Below are 17,298 nucleotides of genomic sequence, written 5' to 3'. Positions count from 1 at the left end.
CCCCCTGGCCCGCCGCCAGGTGCTGGCCGCCGCAGCCGCCACCGCAGCGGCCGTCGGCCTGCCCGGGCTGGGCTGGAGCGGCGCGGCCCGCGCGCAGGAGGGCGCAATCAAGATCGCGCAATCCACCGCCCTCACCGGCCCGCTGGGCGACCTGGGCTCGGCCATGCACCAGGGCGCCAAGGCCGCATTTGCGGGCATCAACGCGCGCGGCGGCGTGCATGGCAAGGCCATCGAACTCGTCACGCAGGATGACACCTACGACGTGCCCAAGGCGCTGGCCAATGTGGAGCAGTTTCTGGCCGACCCTGGGTACTTTGCGCTGTTCAACTGCATGGGCACGCCCATGATCGACGCCATGCTGCCCAAGGTGATCGAAAGCGGCATCCCGTTTTTTGCACCCTTCACCGGCGCACAGCTCAGCCGCACCAAGAACGCCCGCAACGTGTTCAACATCCGCGCCAGCTACGCCGACGAGGCCGAGAAGCTGGTGCAGCACCTGTCCACCATCGGCATCCAGCGCATTGGCATCGTCTACCAGAACAACTCGTTCGGCAAAGAGGTGTTCAACGCCGCCAAGCAGTCGATGGACCGGCTCAAGCTGCCTGAGGCCGTCACGGTGACCGTGGAGAACAATGCCTCGGACGCGGGCAGCGCCGCAGCCAAACTGGCGGGCGGCAACCTGGAGGCCATCGTGATTGGCCTGGCGGGCAAGCCCACGCTGGAGTTTGTGAAGGCGTTCCGCGCGCTCAAGCGGGGCGTGACGCTGTACGCGCTGTCGGTCATGGGCACCCCGGCCACCGTCAAAGCCCTGGGCGCGGACGCCACGGGCATGGCGATTTCGCAGGTGGTGCCCCTGCCCTCCAACGTGGTGATGCCCGTGGTGCGCGAATTCCAGGCCGCCTGGAAGGCCTCCGGCGCCACGGCCGAGCCCTCGCACCTGGCGCTGGAGGGCTACATCAACGCCCGCGTGTTTGCCGAGGCCCTGCAGCGCGCAGGCCGCAACCCCACGCGCGCGGCCTTCATCGACGCCACCTGGAACCTGAAAAAGTGGGACCTGGGCGGGTTCGAGATCAGCGCCAGCACGCCCGACCGCAACGCCTCGCGCTTTGTGGAGCTCACGCTGGTGGGGCGCGACGGGCGGTTCTTGCGATAGCCCTGGGTCCCCCCAGTTCTCAGCGAATGTGAGCGGCACAGGTGGCTCAGCGCATGCCCACACAATTGCTATCAATTAAATAGCTGCCAGCGCATATTGCACTAGCGCTACCGGCCAATTTTGCCCAAATACTGCTATTGCGAAGCCAATCCGTACCGGTAGCCCTTGAACGACCAGATGGTGCGGCCGGGCTCGATCTTCTCCAGCAGCAGGCCCGGCCCGGCCGGGTCGCCCTCGTGCAGCACCTGGCCGTTGACGATGGCCATGCGGTACACCGGGTTGCTGGAATAGGTGACCCCAGAGATCTTGAGCGACGGCAGCTGTGCCCGCACAGCCTCGGGCAGATCGGCCTGGGCAAACACGGTGCCCGTAGCCGCCGGGGCTGCTGAAGGAGCTGGACTGGCCGCAGCCATGTCGGGTACACGCGGCGCTGGGGCCGCAGGCACGCGCTCACGGGGGGCGGGCTCTGCAGGGCGTGACCGTTCGGAGTCTGTGGCGGGGGAGCGCGGCGCGACCGGGCTGCTGGACACCGGCGCGGGCCGCTCCCGCTGCGGTGCCGCCGCGCGGGGCGCGGCTGCCGGAGGGGGCGTCACCGCCGCCACCACCGCAGGGGCCGCTTCGGGGGCTGCTGGCAGAGCTGCAGGCGCTGCCGGCGGCGCCGTGGACGCTACCGCCGGCATGGACGGCGCCACAGCGGCGGATGTGGCGGGCGCGGCAGCAACAACGACGGTGCCCGCAGGCACCGGCCGCTGCATAAACCACCAGGTACCACCGGCCGCCACAGCAGCCACAACCACCACCGCCACGGCCACCAGCACCGGGCTGATGGCCGATCGCCCTGCCACCGGCACGGCACCGGGGACAGGCACCGCCGGGGTATGGATGCCGGGCACGGCGCCACGGCCGCGCTCAGCTTCTGCGCGCCGCAGCGCATCAAGGATGTAAGACACTGGGTTCAGCCTCCGGTGCGCAAGCGCGGTTCGCTCACGCCGTTGACACGGTTGAGCAGCATGAGGGTCAAGGGGCCCGCCCGGCCGTCCGGGGTCACCCCCTGGGCGAGCTGGAAGCGCTGGATGCGGGACTGGCGCTGGGCCGGCGTGGTCGCGCGGCCGGCTGCAGGTACGGCAGCCCGCGTGCCCCCGGCTGCAGCCGTGGCCAGTTGCTGGTCCAGCCAGGCGGCGCCAGCGGGGGTCTCCGCCAGGTCGCCTTTGTCGGGCATATCGGGCGGCGTGCGCCACAGCGTGGCGATGTCGCCGCGCCACACCTGGGCCAGCTCGGCCACGGGCACACGCACCGTGCGGCCCCCGCCTTCCAGCGTGGCCGTGTCGCCGTCCAGGCGGCGCAGCACGGCCGACACCGCCACGTCGCCCTCTTCGGACGGGAACAGCGTGAGCAGCACTGGGCGATCGATCTGCCGCACCAGGTTCAGGCCGGCGCGGCGGTTGCGATAACAGCGCAAGCCGTCGCGGGGCAATGCGGCGCAGGCGTCGGCACCATCGGCCACACTGGCACCCCAGGCCGAGGCCAGCGCCTGCCAGGCGGCGGTGTCGCTGGCGGGCAGTGCGGCCACAAACTGCTGCAGGTCCGACAGGGCCACCGGCGCTGCCCCGCGCGGGGCCGAAGCCCCTGACGCAGGGGCTGCGGGCATTACCCCCGCTGTGCTGGCAGCGCCGCTCGTTGGCGCGCTGGCAGATGTTTTGCTGGCCATGGCGCCCGCAGGCACGGCGGATGTCACGGCGCCTTGCCGAGACCATTGCGGCCAGGCCCCCAGGGCCCATCCGCCCGCCACCAGGGCTGCTCCCGCCACCACGCCCAGGCCCGCAACCGCCCAGCGCGGCCACAGGCCACGGGCGTTGCGCGCAGCAGCGGCCGACGCTGGCGCATCAAACACCTCAGCCGCCGCGCGCTGGACGATGCGGGCGCTGACCTCGCGCACCCCGGCGGCATAGGCACCCAGCAGCGCCCGGTCGCACAGCAGGTTGATGCGCCGGGGAATGCCGCGCGACAGCGCATGCACCCGCCGCAGGGCGCTGCGACTAAAGGGCAGCGGGCCTTGCAGGCCCGCCACGGCCAGGCGGTGGGCGATGTATTGCTGGGTCTCCTGCGCGCTCAGCGCATCGAGGTGAAAACGCGCAATCACCCGCTGGGCCAGTTGCTCCAAGGCCGGGCTGGCGACCATGGTGCGCAGCTCTGGCTGGCCGATCAGGATGATCTGCAGCAGCTTGCGCTCGCTGGTTTCCAGGTTGGTCAACAGGCGCAGCTGCTCCAGCACGTCGGCCGACAGGTTCTGCGCCTCGTCAATGATGAGCACGGTGTTGCGCCCGGCGCCATGCGCCGCGAGCAGCGAGGCATTGAGCGGGTCGATGTAATCCTTGACCGTTTCCACGCCTGCCACCGAGGGCCGGTGCGGCACGCCAAACTCGTCGCAGATGGAGCGCAGCAGCTCGCCCACGGTGAGCTTGGGGTTGAAGATGTAAGCGACGTTGCAATGCGGCGGGATCTGCTCCAGAAAGCAGCGGCACACCGTGGTCTTGCCCGCACCCACCTCGCCGGTCAGCAGCACAAAACCGCCGCCGGCGTCCAGGCCATACAGCAGGTGCGCCAGCGCCTCGCGGTGCCGCTCGCTCATGAACAGGTAGCGGGGGTCGGGGGCGATGGAGAACGGCGGGTGCTGAAGGCCGAAGAACGGGGCGTACATGCCCCGGAGGATACCGCCCGCCCGTGGGCAGGGTTTTACCCACCCGGGAGTTACCCCTAAATTGTCGTCGGCAAGACAAGATGACGTCAAAGTGGGTCCTAGCATTCCCCCATCGCGCAATCACAAGCTTGCGCGCCCGGCAGTCGCCGGGCTGACACCTTCTCACTTTCAGGAACCTGCAATGTTGACCACGTTCCCGCAACTGCTGCTCAAGCATGCCGCCGAGCGCCCCAATGCCCCGGCCCTGCGCGAAAAAGAATATGGCATCTGGCAAACCCACAGCTGGGCCGACCTGGTGCGCCTGGTGGAACAGGTAGCGGCCGGCCTGCACCTGGCGGGCCTGAAGCGCCATGAACACATGGTGGTGGTGGGCGCGAATCGCCCCCGCCTGTACGCCACCATGCTGGCCGCCCAGTCGCTGGGCGCCATCCCCGTGCCGCTGTACCAGGACGCGGTGGCGGCCGAATGCATCTTCCCGCTCAACAACGCCGAGGTGCGCTTTTGCCTGGTGGAAGACCAGGAGCAGGTGGACAAGCTGCTCGAAATCCGCGAGCAATGCCCGCAGATTTCCAACATCTTCTTTGACGACCCCCGCGGCCTGCGCAATTACGCAGAGCCCGGCCTGGCATCGCTGGATGCCCTGATCGAGTCCGGCAAGGCCTTTGCTGCAAAGAACCCCGGCTGGTTCAAGGCCGAGGTGGCCAAGGCCCAGCCCGGCGATGTGGCTGCAATGTTCTTCACCTCCGGCACCACGGGCAACCCCAAGGGCGTGGTCCACACCCACAGCACGCTGCTGGACCGCGCCAGCGCGGGCGCCGAGTTCGACAAGCTCACCAGCAGTGAAGAAGTGCTGGCCTACCTGCCACCCGCCTGGATCGGCCAGAACATCTTCAGCTATGCCCAGTGGCTGGCCTGCGGCTACGTGGTCAACTGCCCCGAGTCGGCCAGCACGGTAACCATCGATCTGAAGGAAGTGGGCCCCACCTACTACTTTGCGCCACCGCGCATCTTTGAAGGTCTGCTCACCAGCGTGATGATCCGCATGGAAGACGCGGGCGCCTTGAAGCGCAAGATGTTCGAGGCCTGCATGCGCGTCGCCAAACGCGTGGGCCCCGCCCTCATGGACGGCGAGCCCGTGGGCACCCTCGACCGCATCAAGTACGCATTGGGCAATGTGCTGGTGTACGGCCCGCTGCGCAACAACCTAGGTTTCAGCCGCGTGCGCGTGGCCTACACGGCGGGCGAGGCCATTGGCCCCGACCTTTTCACCTTCTACCGCTCCATCGGCATCAACTTGAAGCAGCTGTACGGCTCCACCGAAACCGCCGTGTTCGTGTGCCTGCAGCCCGACAACCAGGCGCGCGCCGACACGGTGGGCGTGCCGATTCGCGGTGTGGAAATCAAGGTGGCCGACAACGGCGAGATCCTGGTCAAGTCGGCCGGTCTGCTCAAGGAGTACTACAAGAACCCGGCCGCCACGGCCGAGGTGCTGACGGCCGACGGCTGGTACCACACCAGCGACGCAGGCTTTCTGGATGCGCATGGCCACCTCAAGATCATCGACCGCGTCAAGGACGTGGGCCGCATCATGGGCGGCGCCAACGACGGCGCCATGTTTGCGCCCAAGTACGTGGAGAACAAGCTCAAGTTCTTCCCGCACATCAAGGAAGTGGTGGCCCTGGGCGACAAGCGCGAGAAGGTCTGCGTGATGGTCAACATCGACTTCGACGCCGTGGGCAACTGGGCCGAGCGCCGCAACCTGCCCTACGCTGGCTACACCGACCTGGCCCAAAAACCCGAGGTGTATGAACTGATCCGCGAGTGCATCGAGAAGGTGAACGCCGACCTGGCCACCGACACCATGCTGGCTGGCAGCCAGGTAAGCCGCTTCCTGGTGCTGCACAAGGAGCTGGACGCCGACGATGGCGAACTCACCCGCACCAACAAGGTCCGCCGGGGCTTCATTGCCGACAAGTACGGCGTGCTGGTGGATGCGCTGTACGCAGGCCGCACCGAGCAGTACATCGAGACCCAGGTCAAGTTCGAGGACGGCCGCACCGGCAGCGTGAGCGCCACGCTCAAGCTGTCGGACACGAAGACATTTGCGCCTGTGAAGAGTGCCGCATGAAGCCCGCGCTCTACCCGCTGGAGAAGCCCCCCACCATGACCACTAAAAAGATCGGCGACGTCATCCTCGACGTCAAGAACATCAGCCTCCGGTTTGGCGGCGTGAAGGCGCTCACCGACATCTCCTTTAACGTCAAGGAGCATGAGATCCGCGCCATCATCGGCCCCAACGGCGCAGGCAAAAGCTCCATGCTCAACTGCATCAACGGCGTGTACACGCCGTCCGAGGGCTCCATCACCTTCCGGGGCAAGACGTTTGACCACATGAACTCGCGCCAGGTGGCCGAGATGGGCGTGGCGCGCACGTTCCAGAACCTGGCGCTGTTCAAGGGCATGAGCGTGATCGACAACATCATGACCGGCCGCAACCTCAAGATCAAAAGCAACCTGCTGATGCAGGCGCTGCGCATCGGCCCGGCCGAGCGCGAGGAAATCCGCCACCGCGAATACGTCGAGCACATCATTGACTTCCTGGAAATCCAGGCCTACCGCAAGACACCCGTGGGCCAGCTGCCCTACGGCCTGCAAAAGCGCGTGGACCTGGGCCGCGCCCTGGCCATGGAGCCGCAGGTGCTGCTGCTGGACGAGCCCATGGCCGGCATGAACGTGGAAGAAAAGCAGGACATGTGCCGCTTCATCCTGGACGTGAACGACGAGTTCGGCACCACCATCGTGCTGATCGAACACGACATGGGCGTGGTGATGGACATCAGCGACCGCGTGGTGGTGCTGGACTACGGCAAGAAGATCGGCGACGGCAGCCCCGACGAAGTGCGCAGCAACGAAGACGTGATCAGTGCCTATCTCGGCACCTCGCACTGATCAGGAGAAGACAACATGGCATTCTTTCTTGAAACACTGATCGGCGGCCTGATGGCCGGCATGCTGTATTCGCTGGTGGCGCTGGGCTTTGTGCTGATCTACAAAGCCTCGGGCGTGTTCAACTTTGCACAGGGCGCCATGGTGCTGTTCGCAGCGCTGGCCATGGCCCGTTTTTCCGAGTGGATCCCCAAGTGGACGGGCATCAGCAGCCCCATCGTGGCCAACCTGGCGGCCTTTGTGATCGCAGGCGCCATCATGTTTGTGGTGGCCTGGCTGATCGAGAAGCTGGTGCTGCGCCACCTCGTGAACCAGGAGGGCGCCACGCTGCTCATGGCCACGCTGGGCATTACCTACTTCATGGAAGGCCTGGGCCAGACGCTGTTCGGCAGCGACATCTACAAGATCGATGTGGGCATGCCCAAGGAGCCGATCTTCATGCTCGACAGCCTCTTTCAGGGCGGCATCCTGATCAACAAGGAAGACGTGATTGCCGCCGCCATTGCCGCCGCGCTGGTGGCCCTGCTGTCGGTGTTCTTCCAGAAGACTTCCACCGGCCGCGCGCTGCGCGCCGTGGCCGACGACCACCAGGCCGCCCAGTCCATCGGCATTCCGCTCAACCGCATCTGGGTGATCGTGTGGTGCGTGGCCGGTGTCGTGGCCCTCGTGGCCGGGATGATCTGGGGCAGCAAGCTGGGTGTGCAGTTCTCACTGACCACGGTGGCGCTGCGTGCGCTGCCCGTGGTGATCCTGGGCGGCCTCACCTCGGTGCCCGGCGCCATCATCGGCGGGCTGATCATCGGCGTGGGCGAGAAGCTCTCCGAGGTGTACCTGGGCCCCTTCGTGGGCGGGGGCATCGAGATCTGGTTTGCGTATGTGCTGGCGCTGGTGTTCCTCTTGTTCAGGCCACAGGGCCTGTTCGGAGAAAAGATCATTGACCGCGTGTAACGCATAACAACAAGAACAGGAGACTTCCATGCTCTACCGCGAAAACGGCCAGTTCAAGACGAGCTACCGCGCCGATCAGCAGATCTTTCCGATCGCGCAGGATCGCATTGCCATCGGCATCATCCTGGCCATTGCCTTCATCGCCGTGCCCATGCTGGCCAGCGACTACATCTTCCGCGCCATCCTGATCCCCTTTGTCATCATGGCGCTGGCGGCCCTGGGGGTGAACATCCTGGTGGGCTACTGCGGGCAGATCTCGCTGGGCTCGGGCGCCTTCATGGCCGTGGGAGCCTACGGCGCCTACAACTTCTTCGTGCGCTTTCCAGGCATGCCGCTGATCCCTGCACTGATCCTGGGCGGCCTGTGCGCCACGTTTTTCGGCATCCTGTTCGGGCTGCCCAGCCTGCGCGTCAAGGGGCTATACCTGGCCGTGGCGACGCTGGCGGCGCAGTTCTTCAGCGACTGGATGTTCCTGCGCATCAAGTGGTTCACCAACAACTCCGACTCGGGGTCGGTGTCGGTCAACAACCTGCAGGTGCTGGGCATGCCCATCGAAAGCGCCACCAGCAAATACCTTTTCTGCCTGGCGTTGCTGGTCATCGTGGCCCTGCTGGCCAAGAACCTGGTGCGTGGCGCCATTGGCCGCGAGTGGATGGCGATTCGCGACATGGACGTGGCCGCCGCCGTGATCGGCATCCGCCCCATGTACGCCAAGCTCAGCGCGTTCGCGGTCAGCTCGTTCATCGTGGGCATGGCCGGTGCACTGTGGGCCTTTGTGCACCTGGGCGCGTGGGAGCCAGCAGCCTTCTCGGTGGAAATATCGTTCCGCCTCTTGTTCATGGTGATCATCGGCGGGCTGGGCTCGATCATGGGCGGCTTCTTTGGTGCGGCCTTCATCGTGGTGCTGCCCATCGTGCTTAACCAGTTCCTGCCGGCCTTCATGGGGCTCTTTGGCATCGAGGTGTCCACGGCGGGCGTCTCGCATGCCGAGCTGATGATCTTCGGTGCGCTGATCGTGTGGTTCCTCATCGTCGAACCCCATGGCCTGGCCAAGCTGTGGTCCACCGCCAAGCAGAAGCTGCGCCTGTGGCCCTTCCCCCATTGACCGGACGGCATTGCAGGAAACCCCTTACTCGCAAGTCCCGATACGTGCCTGTCGCATTGCCGCGTTAACTGTCTATCTGTCCTGTTTTTTCCCGTGCTTCAACACATTCATCCAAAGGAGACATCCATGAAGCTTTCGAAAATCGTGATCGCCGCTGCGGTGGTTGCTGCCGGTGCATCGTCCATCGCGACGAGCGCTTTCGCACAAGCCAAGGAGCAGTTCTTCCCGCTGCTGTCGTACCGCACCGGCCCCTATGCGCCCAACGGCGTGCCATGGGCCAACGGCAAGCAGGATTACATCAAGATGATCAATGCCCGCGACGGCGGCATCAATGGTGTGAAGCTGACTTTTGAAGAATGTGAGACGGGCTACGCCACGGACCGTGGCGTGGAATGCTATGAGCGCCTCAAGAGCCGCCCTGGCGTGTCGCTGTTCGACCCCCAGGCCACCGGCATCACGTTTGCGCTGACCGAAAAAGCCCCCGTGGACAAGATTCCGCTGATGACGCTGGGCTACGGCCTGTCGGTGGCGCAGGACGGCCAGGCATTCAAGTGGAACTTCCCGTTCATGGGCAGCTACTGGACCGGCGCCGACATCCTGATCCAGCACATTGGCAAGGCCAACGGCGGTCTGGACAAGCTCAAGGGCAAGAAGATTGCGCTGGTGTACCACGACAGCCCGTTTGGCAAGGAGCCTATCCCGCTGCTGCAGGAGCGCGCCAAGATGCACGGCTTTGAGCTGCAGATGCTGCCAGTGACAGCCCCTGGCGTGGAGCAGAAGGCCACCTGGCTGCAAGTGCGCCAGAGCCGCCCCGACTACGTGCTGCTGTGGGGCTGGGGCGTGATGAACTCCACCGCCCTGAAGGAAGCCCAGGCCACCGGCTACCCCCGCGACAAGATGTATGGCGTGTGGTGGGCTGGTGCCGAGCCCGATGTGCGTGACGTGGGTGAAGGCGCCAAGGGCTACAACGCGCTGGCCCTGAACACCTCGGGCCAGCAGCCCAAGGTGATCCAGGACATCCTGAAGAACGTGCACGACAAGGGCCAGGGCACGGGACCCAAGGACGAAGTGGGCTCGGTGCTGTACACCCGTGGCGTGATCATCCAGATGCTGGCCGTCGAATCGGTGCGCCGCGCGCAGGAGCGTTTTGGCAAGGGCAAGGTCATGACTGGCGAACAAGTGCGCTGGGGCATGGAAAACCTGGCCCTGGACCAGAAGAAGCTGGACGCGCTGGGCTTTGGCGGCGTGATGCGTCCGCTGTCCACCAGCTGCGCCGACCACATGGGCTCCACCTGGGCGCGCGTGCACACCTGGGATGGCAGCAAGTGGAACTTCTCGTCCGACTGGTACCAGGCCGATGAGCAGATCCTCAAGCCCATGGTCAAGGCCGGTGCGGACAAGTACCTGGCCGACAAGAAGATGACGCGCCGGGATGCGGCGGACTGCCAGAGCTAAGCACATCCCCCTGAGCGGCTTTGCCGCTTCCCCCTTCTCTCTTAGCGCTTCGCGCTGCGGGAAGGGGGACGCCACCGGTGCGGCGGGGCGGCCCTTGCACGGTGGCACTGGTATTTCAGGCTGCGACCGTTTCAACGGCCAGTGATTCGCGGTTGCGCTCTCGGGAGCAGCCGCCAATCCAAAGGGTTGACCCACAGCCTTTTGGATTGGTACAGGAAGGCAAGACCATGGACTCCAACAGCAATATCGTTCTCAACGTCAACGGCATCGAGGTCATCTACAACCACGTGATCCTGGTGCTCAAGGGCGTCTCGCTGCAGGTGCGCGAGGGCTCCATCGTGGCCATTCTGGGCGGCAATGGCGCGGGCAAGACCACCACACTGCGGGCCATCTCCAACCTGCTGCAGGGGGAGCGCGGCGCGGTCACCAAGGGCTCCATCGAGCTGCGTGGCGAGCGCATCGAGAACCTGTCGCCCGCCGACCTGGTGCAGCGTGGCGTGGTGCAGGTGATGGAGGGGCGGCACTGCTTTGCCCACCTGACGATCGAAGAGAACCTGATGACAGGCTCCTACACCCGCACCAGCAAGGCCGAAATCGCGGCCAACCTGGAGAAGGTCTACAACTACTTTCCGCGTCTCAAGACGCGCCGCACCTCGCAGGCGGCGTACACCTCGGGTGGCGAGCAGCAGATGTGCGCCATCGGCCGCGCGCTCATGGCCAACCCCAGCATGGTGCTGCTGGACGAGCCCTCCATGGGCCTGGCCCCACAGATCGTGGAGGAGGTGTTCAACATCGTGAAGGACCTGAACACCAAGGAGAAGGTCACCTTCCTGCTGGCCGAGCAGAACACCAACATGGCCCTCAAGTATTCGGACTACGGCTACATCATGGAAAGCGGCCGCGTGGTGATGGACGGCGCCGCGAGCGACCTGGCCAACAACGAGGACGTCAAGGAGTTCTACCTGGGCGTGGGCGGCGGCGAGCGCAAGAGTTTCAAGGATGTCAAAAGCTACAAGCGGCGCAAGCGCTGGTTGGCCTGACATGCCCCCTGTGTCGCCTTCAGCGCCTTCCCCCTCAGGGGGACGCCACCAGCGCGGCGGGGCGGCCCTTGCGCGGTGGCGCTGGCCTCGGGCGCGCCAGTTTTCAAGGCAACACCCTTCTCGAACCCAGTTTCAATAACTCCTGTTTTTATAGCTACTTACGCTTGATGGAAAAGCGCTAGAGGCATATTTCACTCAAACAACCTCACAAGGAAACCCAGGCATGAGCACGTTCTATGACGCCCTGGAAACGCGCAGCCCTGCCGAGCGCGAAGCGGCCTTGATGGCGGCGCTGCCGCAGCAGATCGCCCATGCCCAGAAGGCGTCACCCGCCTTTGCCAGCATCCTGGCGGGCGTGGATGCTTCGACTGTCACCAGCCGCGCCGCGCTGGCGCAATTACCCGTCACGCGCAAATACGAGCTGCTGGAGCGGCAGCAGGCGGGCCGCGCGGCCAATGTGTTTGGTGGCTTCAGCGCGCTGAACTTCGGGCCCGGCATGACCCGCGTGTTCGCCAGCCCCGGCACCATCTACGAGCCCGAGGGCACACGGCGTGACTACTGGCGCATGGCGCGCGCGATCCACGCAGCGGGCTTTCGCAGCGGCGAGCTGATCCACAACAGCTTCAGCTACCACTTTGTGCCTGCGGGTTCGATGATGGAGACCGGCGCCCACGCGCTGGGCTGCACCGTCTTCCCCGGTGGCACGGGCCAGACCGAGCAGCAGGTGCAGGCCATGGCCGAGCTGAAGCCTGCGGGCTACATCGGCACGCCCAGTTTTCTGAAAATCATCGTCGAGAAGGCTGCAGAGATGGGCGTGGCGCTGCCCACCGTCACCAAGGCCCTGGTGTCGGGCGAGGCCTTCCCGCCCTCGCTGCGCGACTGGTTTGCCGAGCGTGGCATCGCGGGCTACCAGTGCTATGCCACCGCCGACCTGGGCCTGATTGCGTATGAAACCTCGGCCCGCGAAGGCCTGGTGCTGGATGAAGGCGTGATCGTCGAGATCGTGCGTCCCGGCACGGGCGACCCCGTGCCCGAGGGTGAGGTGGGCGAGCTGGTCATCACCACGCTCAACCCTGACTACCCGCTGATCCGCTTTGGTACTGGCGACCTGTCGGCGGTGCTGCCGGGCCAGTGCCCCACCGGCCGCACCAACACCCGCATCAAGGGCTGGATGGGCCGGGCCGACCAGACCACCAAGGTGCGCGGAATGTTCGTGCACCCCGGCCAGATCGCCACCATCGCGCGGCGCTTTCCACAGGTGCAGCGTGCCCGGCTCGTGGTCAGCGGCGAGATGGCCAACGACCAGATGGTGCTGCAGGTGGAGACCACCGAAACCGCCGAGGGCCTGGCCCACCAGCTCAGCGACGCCATCCGCGAAGTGACCAAGCTGCGCGGCGAGGTGCAGATGGTGCCCCCGGGCACACTGCCCAACGATGGCAAGGTCATCGAAGACGCGCGCAGCTACAAGTAGCCCCTGAGAGCCCGCTGACGTTCTCGCAGGGGCCGCAGGGGCCGCAGGAGCGCTGCGTGAGCCGGTGCTGGCAGCGCCGGCAACGCATGCTGGCGCCCAAAAGATGTGCATGCACATCAATGGCCAGGACATCGCGCCAGCCCTTGCGACAGCGCAAAACATGTCCACTTTGCGCGCCGGTGTACCGCAGTGTTTACCCTTACAAATGCTATCTTTTGAATAGCATTTAAGTCAATAAATATCTGCGCTACAGGCCTCTTTGGCTTAAAGACCATATGGCTTGTGTGCTACGTACTATCCGCAATGTTGCCGGAAATACCCCTCGCTATCATGGCCCGTCATTTACAGGAGCACCCATGAAAACAACGCTGAAACTCGCCCTCGTCGCTGCCGCTGCAGTGGCCGCCTTTGGCGCCCATGCGCAGGATTTCCCCGCCAAGGACAAGACAGTCACCCTGGTGGTGCCCTTTGCGGCGGGTGGCCCCACCGACCGTGTGGCGCGCGACCTGGCCGAGGCGCTGCGCAAGCCTTTGGGCGCGACCGTTGTGGTGGACAACACCGCCGGCGCAGGCAGCTCGATCGGTGCCGCCCGTGTAGCCCGCGCCACACCCGATGGCTACACGCTGCTGCTCAACCACATCGGCATGTCCACCATGCCTGCGCTGTACCGCAAGCTGTCGTTCAGCGTACCCAACGACTTTGAATACCTGGGCATGGTCAACGAAGTGCCCATGACGCTGATCGCTCGCCCCACCATGCCCGCCAACAACTTCAAGGAGTTGACGGCCTGGATCCAGCAGAACAAGGGCAAGATCAACCTGGGCAACGCGGGCCTGGGCGCGGCCTCGCACCTGTGCGGACTGATGTTCAAGTCCGCCCTGCAGACGGACATGACGGATGTGCCTTACAAGGGCACGGCCCCTGCCATCACCGACCTGATTGGCGGCCAGATTGACCTGCTGTGCGACCAGACCACCAACACCACCAGCCAGATCGAAGGCAAGAAGGTCAAGGCCTATGCCGTGACCACCGCCAAGCGCCTGACCACGCCCGCGCTCAAGGACCTGCCCACCCTGGCCGAATCCGGTCTGAAGGACTTCAACGTGAGCATCTGGCACGGCCTGTACGCCCCCAAGGGCACACCAGCCGATGTGCAGAAGAAGATCAACGAAGCCCTCAAGGTCGCACTGAAGGACCCTGAGTTCATCAAGAAGCAGGAAGCCCTGGGCGCCGTGGTCATCACCGACAAGCGCATCGATGGCCCGGAACACAAGAAGTTTGTGGCGGCTGAGATCGACAAGTGGGGCGCCGTCATCAAGGCCGCTGGCACCTACGCGGACTGATGCTTTCCCACACGGCAGGGCTCTGAACGCAGCCCTGTCAGCCCCCAAAAAAGCCGCCGCGTTGCGGCTTTTTTCATGGGTGCGTGGTGGGTTATTGATCGCACCATGCGCAAGACATAGCGCCTGGCAAATCCCATGCGCCGACAGGATTGGGGTTATCCATCTGCCCCCACTGCGCCAACGCGCGTAGAACCAGGGCAGACCTTTCTCCTCCCCCCCGACATCAAGGATCGATCTCCATGGCACGCACTCCCCTCCACGCACCCACTCGCCCATCCGGTGCGACAGTCGCCGTGCACCCACTTCGTGCGCGACGTCGCCAGGCGCTGACCCTGGCCGCCAGTGCGCTGGCTCTGGCCTGCGCGGCGGCGCTGCTGCCCACCATGGCGCGCGCCCAGGGGGCATGGCCCACCAAGCCGGTGCGCATCGTCGTGCCCTTTGCGCCCGGTGGCACGACCGACATCCTGGCCCGCGCCATGGCGCCCGAGCTGTCCAAGGCCTTCGGCCAGCAGTTCATCGTGGACAACCGTGCCGGCGCCGGCGGCAATGTCGGTGCGGAGATCGTCGCCAAGTCGCCCGGCGACGGCTACACGCTGTTGATGGGCACCGTGGGCACCCACGGCATCAACCGTGCGCTGTACGCGAAGCTGCCGTACGACCCCATCAAGGACTTTGTGCCCATCACCATGGTGGCGGCTGTTCCCAATGTGATGGTGATGAATGCCGACAAGGCCAAGGCCCAGGGCATTCACAACGTGCAGGATTTCATCCGGGTGGCCAAGGCCAACCCCGGCAAGATGAACATGGCCTCCAGCGGCAACGGCACGTCGATCCATCTGGCTGGCGAGCTGTTCAAAAGCATGACCGGCACCTTCATGCTGCACCTGCCCTACCGTGGCTCGGGCCCGGCGCTCATGGACATGGTGGCGGGCAATGCGGACGTGATGTTCGACAACCTGCCCTCGTCCATGGCGCAGATCAAGGCCGGCAAGCTCACCGCGCTGGCCGTGACCAGCTCCGAGCGCTCGGGCGCACTGCCCGATGTGCCCACCGTGGAGCAGGCGGGCGGCCCCACACTCAAGGGCTACGAGGCCAGCTCCTGGTTCGGCCTGCTGGCCCCGGCGGGCACACCCGCCGACATCGTCAACCGCATCCAGCAGGAGGTCGCCAAGTCACTGGCCACGCCCGCCATGAAGGAGCGGTTGCTGGCACAAGGCGCCATCCCCGGCGGCAACACCCCGGCCGAATTTGCCAAGCACATCGACAACGAGCACAAGAAGTGGGCGCAGGTGGTGAAGACGTCGGGGGCCAAGGTGGATTGAGGGTTGGCGCCACCGCATCAGCCGTGGCGCGACCATTGGCTGCGGCGCCAGCCGAACGTACGCAGCCAAGCTTAACAACGCTCGCTAGCGGCAGACGTACTCGCGGTCAGGTCACACACCCCACACTACATCCACGTCCGCCGCAGCACTGCGCTTGAGCATCTCGATGAACGGCGCAGCACGCTGGCGCAGGCGCACGGCCTCGTTGATTTCTTCAGCCGCGGCCTCATCGTTTTCCTGGGCTTCGGGCTGGGCTTCGTCGGCGATCACGGCCGCCTCCAGCGCGGCAATGGCGCCGGGGATCTGGGCAGCGGTCACGATGCCGCTGGCGCCGGGTGTCTTGCCGATGATGGTCACGATCTGGCGCCCCTGGGGTTCGAGCATGATCAGGTCGGCGGTGGCGCGGGATTTGAACTTGTAGAGCATGGTCAAGGCCTATCGGAAGAGGTTGCCAGGGTCCGCATACATATAGTCGCGGGTGAACGGATAGCTCGATTGTGCGCCGGGCAAAAGGCCTCTGGCCGTGTCGCCATCCGGCTTGATGGCCAGCATCTGGTGCAGCGCCATCCAGCCACGTTCAAAACCCAGGGCGCTGCCCGCAAGGTACAGGCGGTACGCACGCAAGACCTTATCACCCTGCTCCTCCCCTCCTTGTGCGACCAGCACCTCACGGGCTGCAGGTAATCGGGCTTCGAGCCCGTCGGACCACGCCCACAGCGTGCGCGCATAGTGCGGGCGCAGGTTCTCGGTGTCCACCATCTCCAGGCCCGCGCGCGCCATGTCGTGCAACACCGCGCTCACATGCAAAAGCTCCCCGCCCGGGAAGATGTACTGCTCGATAAAGTCACCCATGCCTGCGCCCAGCTGCGCGTTGTCTGCGCCCCCGGCCGTGATGCCGTGGTTCAGCACCAGCCCGCCCGGGCGCAGCAGGCGGGCCACGGTTTCAAAGTAACGCAGCATCTGTGCGCGGCCCACATGCTCGAACATGCCCACCGACGCGATCTTGTCGAAGGGCTGCTCCACCTGCAGCTCGCGGTAATCCACCAATTGCATGCGCACGCGCCCTTGCAACCCGCGCTCGTCAATGAGACGCTGCACATGCGCATGCTGGTTGCGCGACAGCGTGATGCCCGTGGCATCCACGCCGTAGTGTTCGGCCGCCCACAGCAGCAAGCCACCCCAGCCCGCGCCAATGTCCAGGAACCGGTCGCCGGGCTGCAGCTGCAGCTTGCGGCAGATGTGGTCGAGCTTGGCCTCTTGTGCCTGGGCCAGTGTCAGGGCGGGCGATCGGTAGTAGGCACACGAATAGACGCGGCGCGGATCCAGCCACAGCGCGTAGAAGTCGTCCGACAGGTCGTAGTGAAACTGCACATAGCGCGCGTCGTGCGCCAGCGTATGCGACGCCATGGACCGTGCGCGTGCCAGCACCCGCTGCCACCAGCCATGGTGCTGGTCACGGGCCGGGTCGCGTGTCAGCAGGCCTGCGGCCGCAACCATCAGGTCGCGCATGCCGCCTTCCAGCGCCACACGCCCCTCGACGATGGCAGCCCCCACGCTGCCGATTTCGCCTGTGGCCAGCGCCACCAGGGCCATGCGATCGCGAAAGCGCAAGATAACGGCGGGCTCGGGTGCGCCCAGTTGCAGGCCCGCAGGCAACTGGACCGCCATCGGCACCGGCAAGGCCGCCAGCCGCCCCTCCAAGGTGTGCAGCAAGTGCTTCATGCGGCGCATCTTGAAAAATTTGCTGCACCGCGTCAACACCCCGCGATGGCATCAGGGGTTTCGCCGGGAAGGCCCCATTGACAGCGTTTTGTTTA

Annotated in this window: 14 protein-coding genes; 10 read left to right on the top strand and 4 right to left on the bottom strand. The window is 65.4% G+C overall.

Annotation, left to right across the window (positions count from 1 at the left end):
- Nucleotides 1-1,153: ABC transporter substrate-binding protein (locus AC04MI_RS02290; RefSeq protein ID WP_476496962.1), on the top strand; the 1,153-nt coding region annotated here is incomplete at its 5' end.
- Nucleotides 1,154-1,287: 134 nt separating this feature from the next.
- On the opposite strand, the gene AC04MI_RS02285 is transcribed toward AC04MI_RS02290, so the two are convergent.
- Entirely contained in the window at nucleotides 1,288-2,103 is an 816-nt protein-coding gene (locus tag AC04MI_RS02285; RefSeq protein ID WP_099731396.1) for a general secretion pathway protein GspB, read from the bottom strand.
- A 5-nt stretch (nucleotides 2,104-2,108) separates the two neighbouring features.
- Nucleotides 2,109-3,851, bottom strand: coding sequence for an ExeA family protein (locus tag AC04MI_RS02280; RefSeq protein WP_436078282.1), 1,743 nt, complete (start codon nucleotides 3,849-3,851; stop codon nucleotides 2,109-2,111).
- 181 nt (nucleotides 3,852-4,032) lie between these two features.
- Between AC04MI_RS02280 and AC04MI_RS02275 the strand changes: the two genes are divergently transcribed.
- The 9 genes from AC04MI_RS02275 to AC04MI_RS02235 all read left to right on the top strand — a co-directional run bounded on the left by AC04MI_RS02275 (nucleotide 4,033) and on the right by AC04MI_RS02235 (nucleotide 15,481).
- Nucleotides 4,033-5,979, top strand: a complete 1,947-nt coding sequence (locus AC04MI_RS02275) for an AMP-dependent synthetase/ligase (protein WP_056745640.1) — start codon at nucleotides 4,033-4,035, stop codon at nucleotides 5,977-5,979.
- A gap of 35 nt (nucleotides 5,980-6,014) precedes the next feature.
- Complete coding sequence (locus AC04MI_RS02270) at nucleotides 6,015-6,800, top strand: ABC transporter ATP-binding protein (protein WP_056060064.1); 786 nt, start codon at nucleotides 6,015-6,017, stop codon at nucleotides 6,798-6,800.
- A 15-nt stretch (nucleotides 6,801-6,815) separates the two neighbouring features.
- On the top strand, nucleotides 6,816-7,745 hold the full coding sequence (locus AC04MI_RS02265; RefSeq protein WP_099731398.1) for a branched-chain amino acid ABC transporter permease: 930 nt from the start codon (nucleotides 6,816-6,818) through the stop codon (nucleotides 7,743-7,745).
- A 28-nt stretch (nucleotides 7,746-7,773) separates the two neighbouring features.
- Nucleotides 7,774-8,850, top strand: a complete 1,077-nt coding sequence (locus AC04MI_RS02260; RefSeq protein ID WP_056059708.1) for a branched-chain amino acid ABC transporter permease — start codon at nucleotides 7,774-7,776, stop codon at nucleotides 8,848-8,850.
- 126 nt (nucleotides 8,851-8,976) lie between these two features.
- Nucleotides 8,977-10,305 (top strand): ABC transporter substrate-binding protein, encoded by a 1,329-nt coding sequence (locus AC04MI_RS02255; RefSeq protein ID WP_056059709.1) that lies wholly within the window; start codon nucleotides 8,977-8,979, stop codon nucleotides 10,303-10,305.
- Nucleotides 10,306-10,532: 227 nt separating this feature from the next.
- The gene (locus AC04MI_RS02250; protein ID WP_056060067.1) at nucleotides 10,533-11,345 is read left to right on the top strand and encodes an ABC transporter ATP-binding protein; all 813 of its coding nucleotides are present in this window, start codon (nucleotides 10,533-10,535) and stop codon (nucleotides 11,343-11,345) included.
- A gap of 223 nt (nucleotides 11,346-11,568) precedes the next feature.
- The gene (locus tag AC04MI_RS02245; RefSeq protein ID WP_146870126.1) at nucleotides 11,569-12,816 is read left to right on the top strand and encodes a phenylacetate--CoA ligase family protein; all 1,248 of its coding nucleotides are present in this window, start codon (nucleotides 11,569-11,571) and stop codon (nucleotides 12,814-12,816) included.
- Between the two features lie 356 nt (nucleotides 12,817-13,172).
- Nucleotides 13,173-14,159: a tripartite tricarboxylate transporter substrate-binding protein gene (locus AC04MI_RS02240; RefSeq protein WP_056059714.1), complete on the top strand. Its 987-nt coding sequence runs from the start codon at nucleotides 13,173-13,175 to the stop codon at nucleotides 14,157-14,159.
- A gap of 239 nt (nucleotides 14,160-14,398) precedes the next feature.
- Nucleotides 14,399-15,481 (top strand): Bug family tripartite tricarboxylate transporter substrate binding protein, encoded by a 1,083-nt coding sequence (locus tag AC04MI_RS02235; RefSeq protein WP_436078281.1) that lies wholly within the window; start codon nucleotides 14,399-14,401, stop codon nucleotides 15,479-15,481.
- 111 nt (nucleotides 15,482-15,592) lie between these two features.
- Here AC04MI_RS02235 and AC04MI_RS02230 read toward each other — a convergent pair whose 3' ends face one another.
- Together AC04MI_RS02230 and AC04MI_RS02225 are read right to left on the bottom strand one after the other, a co-directional pair.
- On the bottom strand, nucleotides 15,593-15,907 hold the full coding sequence (locus tag AC04MI_RS02230) for a DUF1840 domain-containing protein (protein WP_056059719.1): 315 nt from the start codon (nucleotides 15,905-15,907) through the stop codon (nucleotides 15,593-15,595).
- 9 nt (nucleotides 15,908-15,916) lie between these two features.
- Entirely contained in the window at nucleotides 15,917-17,203 is a 1,287-nt protein-coding gene (locus tag AC04MI_RS02225) for a class I SAM-dependent methyltransferase (RefSeq protein WP_436078280.1), read from the bottom strand.
- Nucleotides 17,204-17,298: the final 95 nt, after the last annotated feature.

This window comes from Acidovorax sp. LjRoot204 (genome assembly GCF_056175785.1).
Note: the sequence above shows the minus strand (reverse complement) of the source record. Positions and strands in the feature narration are given on the sequence as shown.

Excerpts from the sequence above, each read along its gene's own strand:
- AC04MI_RS02280 (WP_436078282.1), bottom strand. The coding sequence starts at position 3,851 with ATGTACGCCCCGTTCTTCGGCCTTCAGCACCCGCCGTTCTCCATCGCC.
- AC04MI_RS02275 (WP_056745640.1), top strand. The coding sequence starts at position 4,033 with ATGTTGACCACGTTCCCGCAACTGCTGCTCAAGCATGCCGCCGAGCGC.
- AC04MI_RS02270 (WP_056060064.1), top strand. The coding sequence starts at position 6,015 with ATGACCACTAAAAAGATCGGCGACGTCATCCTCGACGTCAAGAACATC.
- AC04MI_RS02265 (WP_099731398.1), top strand. The coding sequence starts at position 6,816 with ATGGCATTCTTTCTTGAAACACTGATCGGCGGCCTGATGGCCGGCATG.
- AC04MI_RS02260 (WP_056059708.1), top strand. The coding sequence starts at position 7,774 with ATGCTCTACCGCGAAAACGGCCAGTTCAAGACGAGCTACCGCGCCGAT.
- AC04MI_RS02255 (WP_056059709.1), top strand. The coding sequence starts at position 8,977 with ATGAAGCTTTCGAAAATCGTGATCGCCGCTGCGGTGGTTGCTGCCGGT.
- AC04MI_RS02250 (WP_056060067.1), top strand. The coding sequence starts at position 10,533 with ATGGACTCCAACAGCAATATCGTTCTCAACGTCAACGGCATCGAGGTC.
- AC04MI_RS02245 (WP_146870126.1), top strand. The coding sequence starts at position 11,569 with ATGAGCACGTTCTATGACGCCCTGGAAACGCGCAGCCCTGCCGAGCGC.
- AC04MI_RS02240 (WP_056059714.1), top strand. The coding sequence starts at position 13,173 with ATGAAAACAACGCTGAAACTCGCCCTCGTCGCTGCCGCTGCAGTGGCC.
- AC04MI_RS02235 (WP_436078281.1), top strand. The coding sequence starts at position 14,399 with ATGGCACGCACTCCCCTCCACGCACCCACTCGCCCATCCGGTGCGACA.
- AC04MI_RS02230 (WP_056059719.1), bottom strand. The coding sequence starts at position 15,907 with ATGCTCTACAAGTTCAAATCCCGCGCCACCGCCGACCTGATCATGCTC.
- AC04MI_RS02225 (WP_436078280.1), bottom strand. The coding sequence starts at position 17,203 with ATGAAGCACTTGCTGCACACCTTGGAGGGGCGGCTGGCGGCCTTGCCG.